Below are 6,347 nucleotides of genomic sequence, written 5' to 3'. Positions count from 1 at the left end.
CGCCGGGCGGGGCCCCGCGCGCCTGCGCCCCGACCTGCGCGCCCGCCGCGGCGGGCCGCCCGCCCCCATCGTGGTGGTGAGCCGCTCCCTAGACCTCGACTGGACGCTCCCGCTGTTCACCGAGGCCGAGACGCCCACCGTCGTCGTGACGACCCGGAACGCCGGGGCCGGGGTTCCGGGACACCTCCGGGTGGTCGCGGAAGGCGACGACGACGTCGATCTCCCCGCCGCCGTGAGAGCCCTGCGCGAGGACCTCGGCTACGAGCACCTCCTCTGCGAGGGCGGCCCGTCCCTGGCCACCGCGCTCATCAGGGCGTCGCTCGTCGACGAGCTGTGCCTCAACATCGCGCCCACCCTCCTCGGAGGCGCGCGCCACACCCGCCTGCTGGAGGGCCTGGACGCCGAGGTGCCGCTCGAACCGGCCGCCCTCTACCTCGACGAGGGCGTGCTGTTCGTCCGCTACCGGTTGCGGGCGTAGCGCGGGCACGGCTCCCGCGACCTCCGTGAGGACGTCCGCGGCCCCCCGCACGGACCGGCGTGGTGACGGTCTGTCCCCCAATCTGTACGAATCCGTCATGCCGGAAGCGCTGGGGGGCGACACTAGGCGGCAGGGGGACGGGTGAGAATCTCACGAAAGGAGCGGGGGTGGAGTACGCCGCATTGGGCGCGTGGATCATCGCCGCCGTCGCGGGCGGATATCTGCTGGTCGTGTGGTGGGTCAACGGGGGGCGTTCGACGAAGGTGACGCGGTTCCCGCGGCTGGTCGTGGCGGGGCATCCGCTCTCGGCCGTCGCGGGCCTGGCCGTTTGGATCGTCTACGTCGTCACAGGGAACGCCGCCTACGCCTGGGTCGCCTTCGCGGCCCTGCTCGTCATCATCTTCCAGGGGCTGCTGCTGTTCACCCGCTGGCTCGTCGGCCGCGGCGGCCGCCACGCCAGGGGAGCAGAGCAGGCGTTCCCGGCCGCGGCGGTCGCCGTCCACGGCGCGGTGGCGGTCGCGACGTTCGTCCTGGTGTTCCTGACCGCGATGGAGGTCGGCCGGGCGTGAGCCGCGCGGCTCACGCCCCGCGCCGCAGGACGAGGAGCGCGCGGTCGCCGACCGTCACCACGTCGCGGGCCTTGAGGCGGGGACGCTCGCCGACCGTGCCGGGTTCGGCGGTGTCGAGGGCGAACTCCCAGCGCTCGCCGTACTCGGCGCCGGGCAGCGTGAACTCGACCGGCTCCGACCCGGCGTTGATCAGCAGCAGGAACGAGTCGTCCCGGACGCGCCGGCCGCGCGGGTCGGGTTCGGTGATGGCGTCGCCGTTGAGGAACACGCCGAGCGACTTGGCGAAGCCGACGTTCCAGTCCTGGTCGGTCATGCTCTCGCCGGCCGGGGTCAGCCAGGCGATGTCGGCGGCGGCGCCGCGGCCCGTCCCGGTGAAGAAGCGGCGGCGGCGGAACACCGGGTGGTCGTGCCGCAGCCGCGACAGGAGCCGGACGAACTCCATGTCGCCCGAGTCCTCCCAGTGGACCCAGGCGATCTCGTTGTCCTGGCAGTAGGCGTTGTTGTTGCCCTCCTGCGTGCGGCCGAGCTCGTCGCCGTGGGAGAGCATCGGCACGCCCTGCGACAGGAACAGCGTCGCGAGGAAGTTGCGGCGCTGCCGGGCCCGCAGGTCGAGGACCCCGGGGTCGCGGGTGGGACCCTCCACGCCGCAGTTCCACGACCGGTTGTCGTCGGTGCCGTCCCGGTTGTCCTCGCCGTTGGCCTCGTTGTGCTTGTGGTCGTAGGAGACGAGGTCGGTGAGCGTGAACCCGTCGTGGCAGGTCACGAAGTTGATGGACGCGAACGGCCGGCGCGCGCTGTGCTCGTAGAGGTCGGAGGAGCCGGTCAGCCGGGACGCGAACTCCGGCATGGTCGCGTACGAGCCGCGCCAGAAGTCGCGGACGGTGTCGCGGTACTTGCCGTTCCACTCCGTCCACAGCGGCGGGAAGTTGCCGACCTGGTAGCCGCCCTCTCCCACGTCCCACGGCTCGGCGATGAGCTTCACCTGGGACACGACGGGGTCCTGCTGGACGAGGTCGAAGAACGCGGCCAGCCGGTCGACGTCGTGCAGTTCGCGGGCCAGCGCCGAGGCGAGGTCGAAGCGGAACCCGTCGACGTGCATGTCCAGGATCCAGTAGCGCAGCGAGTCCATGATGAGCTGCAGCGCGTGCGGGTTCCGGACGTTCAGCGAGTTGCCGCAGCCGGTGTAGTCGAGGTGGTAGCGCTTGTCGTCGTCGCGCAGCCGGTAGTACGACGCGTTGTCGATGCCCCGGAACGACAGCGTCGGGCCCAGGTGGTCGCCCTCCGCCGTGTGGTTGTAGACGACGTCCAGGATGACCTCGATGCCCGCCTCGTGCAGGGCGCGGACCATCGCCTTGAACTCCAGCACCTGCTCGCCGGACTGCCCCGAGGAGCTGTAGGAGTTGTGCGGCGCGAAGAACCCGATCGTGTTGTAGCCCCAGTAGTTGTCGAGGCCCCGCGCCACCAGGGCGTGCTCGGGCACCGACTGGTGCACCGGCATCAGCTCGACCGCGGTCACCCCGAGGTCGAGGAGGTGGTCGATCATCACCGGATGCCCGACGCCCGCGTAGGTCCCGCGCTGCTCCTCGGGGACGCCCGGGTGCAGCTTTGTCAGGCCCTTGACGTGCGCCTCGTAGATGACGCTCTCGTGGTACGGGACGCGCGGCGGCCGGTCGTCCCCCCAGTCGAAGAACGGGTTGACCACCACGTTCTTCGGCATGTACGGGGCACTGTCGTCCTCGTTCAGCGCGTCGGGGTCGGCGAACCGGTAGGAGAACAGCGCCTCGTGCCAGTGGATCAGCTCGTGCGGCGTGACGCCCGCGACGGCCTTGCCGTACGGGTCGAGCAGCAGCTTGGACGGGTTGCAGCGGTGCCCCTCGCGGGGGTCGAACGGCCCGTGCACCCGGTACCCGTACCGCTGGCCGGGCCCGATGCCGGGCAGGTAGCCGTGCCAGACGAACCCGTCCACCTCCGGCAGGTCGCGCCGCGTCTCGCGCCCCTCGGCGTCGAACAGGCACAGCTCGACCCGCCGGGCCACCTCCGAGAACAGCGCGAAGTTCGTGCCCGTGCCGTCCCAGGTGGCGCCCAGCGGATAGGGGTCCCCGGGCCACACCTCCCGCATGCTCCTCCACCCCTCGGCCGGTTCCTCTGGCCCGTCGATTGTGGCCTACCCGCACCCTTCCCCGCGCGCGGAGGCCTTTCACACACGTGTCATTCCGGTGCGGCGCGGTGGTGGAGGCGCCAGACGACCTCCTCGTCGCGGGTCTCCCCGGTACGCCGCAGCCCGATCCTCGACGCGACGGCCGCGGACGCGCGGTTGTCCGGGTGGACCGTCGCGACGACGTCGCCCACGCCGTGCGCCGCGAGCCAGTCCAGCAGCGCGCGGGCGGCCTCGGTGGCGAACCCGAACCCCTGGTACGGCATGCCGATCACCCAGGCGACCGACGCGAGCAGCCGGGGCGGGCCCGGCGTGACCGTCGACCCGGCCGAGGCGGGCGTCACGGCGAACCCCGGCGGCGCCGGGGTGACCGTCGCCTGCACGTACCCGACGGCCTGCCCGTCGCGGGCGCGGCGGACGATCCAGTTCAGCCAGCACTCCTGGTGGTAGGGCGCCGGGCCCGCGACCAGGTGCGCGTAGCGGGCGCGCAGCTCGTCGCGCGTGAGGGGCTCGCCGCCGATGTGGCGGTGCAGGCGGGGGTCGTCCAGGACGGGGGCCATCTCGTCCGCGTGGTGGACCGCCAGCGGCTCCAGGACGAGGCGCTGGGTGCGGATGGTGTCGGCGATCGGCCCGTACACCCGCCGATCCTATGCTCTCGCGTCGCGGCGGGCTCGTGGAGCGGCCCTCAGAGCCGCCACTCGGACCGCCGGCCGGACAGCCGCCGCGTCCAGGCGCCGGCCGGATGCTGGCGCGGCTGGAGCCACAGCCACGGCTGGGCGTGCCGGAACGGCAGGTCGGTGCCGGGCTGCCACGGGAACAGGCCGTCGCCGTTGGGCCAGACGACCTGCAGGACCGGCGGCGGCCGCCGGTAGAACGCCACCGCGCCGCCGAACAGCCCGACGGACCAGTCCGGTTCGACGTTCCGGAAGGCCGCCTGCTGCCCCCGCACGACGCCGTCGCGTCGCTCCCCGTCGGCGGGGGCGCGCCCCTCGGCGGTCTCCCGGCCGAGCATGTTCAGGATCTCTTCCGTCTCGTACACGTCGCCGCCGAACATCGCGAGTTCGGGGGCGCCGTGGCTGTGCCACAGGCCGACCGTGTACGCCCAGCCGGGACCGTCCTCGTCCGGCTGGACGAGGACGACGCTCCACCCGTACTGGGTGATGTGCACGATGGTGCGGAGATGGAAGTTGTCCAGGCGGTCGCGGTCGCCGTAGTCACGGCACATCACGCAGGTGCATGAGAGGCGGTCGCCGGACATGACCCTCAGCTTACGATCAATCGACCCTGGGCGAGCATGCCGCTGCGCGAAGGATCACCAGAACGCGCCGGTGTCGCGCGGCGGCGCCTCGTGCTCGTGCCGCACGGCCGGGCCGCGCAGGCCCCGGACGGCCATGGCCCCCAGCAGCATCGCGGCGGGCATGCCGAGGGGGAGGGCCGTGAGCGGGGCGACGGACGCCACGTCCAGGGCCGTCCCGCCGAGCAGGCCCGCGACGCCGAGGTCGGCGCCGCGCCGTCCCGCGCCGAGCGGCAGCGCCAGGAGGGCGGCGGCGACGGCGAGGCCGGCCGCGGGCGCCGCCAGCGCGCGGCGCCGGACGAAGAACGCCAGCGCCACGCCCAGCGCCCCCAGGACGGGCAGCGCCATCACGCCGTACCAGCGTCCCGGCTCCGGCCTCATGCCGACCTGGATGAGGGGCGCCGGGACGCCTTTGCGCAGGTGCCAGCGGTGATTATCGGAAATGTCAGGACGCACCGTTGCGGATACCGGCGGAAGCCGCAATTGCATGGCCGTGTCGTCGAAACCCCGCGCCGCGAGTTCGCGCGCCGCGCCGGAAGTGTCGATTCTCAGGAACGGCCTGCGTCCCGTGCGGTAGGCGCGGCCGATTTCCGCGCGGGCGAACGGCGCCCCGCGGTCTTTCCTGGTGCGGACGCGGGCGGCCCCGGCGCCGGGGAACAGCGCCGCGGCGACCCGTCCCGCGAGAGCCCGCACCTCGGTGTCCGACCGGAGCCGCCCCGCCGCGTACAGGTCGACCTGGGCGCCGCCGTCGGCCAGAAGGGCGACCTCCATCCGCGCCCGCTGCTCCCGTGGCGGCGCTCCGCCGCACCCGGCGAGCACGGCGAATACCAGCAGGATCATCGCGACCGCGGCAAGCCGCCGAAAACGCACCCAGGCCTCGCTTCGTCGGTCGGTGTCCCGGCGCCGGAAGAATGATCTATTTTATGCGCGACCACCGGTGGAGCACAGCAGGGAGAAGACCATGGCCGAAGACCCGGTCAACGCGATCGACACCTCCGTTCCGCACTCCGCGCGCATATGGAACTACTGGCTCGGCGGCAAGGACAACTATCCGGTCGACCGCGACGCCGGTGACCAGTACGTCAGCATCTACCCCGGGATCGTGGACATCGCGCGGACCGGCCGGCACTTCCTGGCCCGCGCCGTCCGGTACCTGGCGGGGGAGGCGGGCGTCCGCCAGTTCCTGGACGTCGGCACCGGCCTGCCCACCGTCGACAACACCCACGAGGTGGCGCAGCGCGTCGCGCCCGAGGCGCGCATCGTGTACGTCGACAACGACCCGCTGGTGCTGTCCCACGCGCACGCCCTGCTGACGAGCCGTCCCGAGGGCGAGACCAGCTACATCGAGTCCGACATGCGCGAGCCCGAGCAGATCCTCGCGATCGCCCGGGGCAAGCTCGACTTCGACCGCCCGATCGCCCTGATGCTGATGGGCGTCCTCGGGCACGTCGATTCCTACGACGAGATCCTGCACATCATCCGGACCCTGATGGGCGGCCTGCCCTCCGGCAGTTTTCTCGCCCTCTACGACGACACCGACACCGACGAGGCCCACAACAAGGCGCAGCAGGAGTACGACGACACCGGCGCCGTCCCGTACCGGCTGCGCCGTCCCGAGCAGATCGCCGGGTACTTCGACGGCTTCGAACTGGTGGAGCCGGGTGTGGTGGCGTGCGAGAAGTGGCGCCCCGAGCCGAGCCCGTTCGGTGAGACGCCGAGCACCTCGACCCTCTGCGGGGTCGCCCGCAAGGCCTGACCGGACGGGGCCGCCGGCCGGAACCGGCCGGCACCTTCAACGACGGCGACCGGGACTACCCGGCCGGCTCGTTCATCCATGCCCCCGCGGGTTCT

At 72.5% G+C, this 6,347-nt stretch carries 7 protein-coding genes; 3 read left to right on the top strand and 4 right to left on the bottom strand.

Features of this window, described 5'->3' with window-relative positions; genetic code table 11:
• Both AB0C69_RS36180 and AB0C69_RS36175 read left to right on the top strand, forming a co-directional pair.
• The coding region (locus AB0C69_RS36180; RefSeq protein WP_360359940.1) for a dihydrofolate reductase family protein at positions 1-478 on the top strand (478 nt) is incomplete at its 5' end.
• A 167-nt stretch (positions 479-645) separates the two neighbouring features.
• Positions 646-1,047 carry a hypothetical protein gene (locus AB0C69_RS36175; protein WP_345177250.1) on the top strand — a complete coding sequence of 134 codons (402 nt, stop codon included), beginning with the start codon at positions 646-648 and terminating at the stop codon, positions 1,045-1,047.
• A 10-nt stretch (positions 1,048-1,057) separates the two neighbouring features.
• Here the strand turns inward: AB0C69_RS36175 and glgX are convergent, their stop codons facing one another.
• The 4 genes from glgX to AB0C69_RS36155 form a co-directional block, all read right to left on the bottom strand.
• The gene (gene glgX, locus AB0C69_RS36170) at positions 1,058-3,166 is read right to left on the bottom strand and encodes a glycogen debranching protein GlgX (protein ID WP_345177248.1); all 2,109 of its coding nucleotides are present in this window, start codon (positions 3,164-3,166) and stop codon (positions 1,058-1,060) included.
• Positions 3,167-3,255: 89 nt separating this feature from the next.
• Positions 3,256-3,840, bottom strand: a complete 585-nt coding sequence (locus AB0C69_RS36165) for a GNAT family N-acetyltransferase (RefSeq protein ID WP_360359936.1) — start codon at positions 3,838-3,840, stop codon at positions 3,256-3,258.
• 47 nt (positions 3,841-3,887) lie between these two features.
• Complete coding sequence (locus AB0C69_RS36160; RefSeq protein ID WP_345177242.1) at positions 3,888-4,460, bottom strand: DUF4262 domain-containing protein; 573 nt, start codon at positions 4,458-4,460, stop codon at positions 3,888-3,890.
• Between the two features lie 54 nt (positions 4,461-4,514).
• On the bottom strand, positions 4,515-5,336 hold the full coding sequence (locus AB0C69_RS36155) for a hypothetical protein (RefSeq protein WP_360359933.1): 822 nt from the start codon (positions 5,334-5,336) through the stop codon (positions 4,515-4,517).
• A gap of 121 nt (positions 5,337-5,457) precedes the next feature.
• On the opposite strand from AB0C69_RS36155, the gene AB0C69_RS36150 reads away from it, so the two are divergent.
• Complete coding sequence (locus AB0C69_RS36150; RefSeq protein WP_345187649.1) at positions 5,458-6,252, top strand: SAM-dependent methyltransferase; 795 nt, start codon at positions 5,458-5,460, stop codon at positions 6,250-6,252.
• The last annotated feature ends 95 nt before the right edge of the window (positions 6,253-6,347 follow it).

Origin of the sequence: Actinomadura sp. NPDC048032, assembly GCF_040653175.1 — a bacterium.
Classification (GTDB): Bacteria; Actinomycetota; Actinomycetes; order Streptosporangiales; family Streptosporangiaceae; genus Spirillospora; species Spirillospora verrucosospora.
Note: the sequence above shows the minus strand (reverse complement) of the source record. Positions and strands in the feature narration are given on the sequence as shown.

What these genes read in the sequence shown, in the direction of transcription:
- AB0C69_RS36160 (WP_345177242.1), bottom strand. Translation starts at nt 4,460, where the DNA reads ATGTCCGGCGACCGCCTCTCATGCACCTGCGTGATGTGCCGTGACTAC.
- AB0C69_RS36155 (WP_360359933.1), bottom strand. Translation starts at nt 5,336, where the DNA reads ATGATCCTGCTGGTATTCGCCGTGCTCGCCGGGTGCGGCGGAGCGCCG.
- AB0C69_RS36150 (WP_345187649.1), top strand. Translation starts at nt 5,458, where the DNA reads ATGGCCGAAGACCCGGTCAACGCGATCGACACCTCCGTTCCGCACTCC.
- glgX (WP_345177248.1), bottom strand. Translation starts at nt 3,166, where the DNA reads ATGCGGGAGGTGTGGCCCGGGGACCCCTATCCGCTGGGCGCCACCTGG.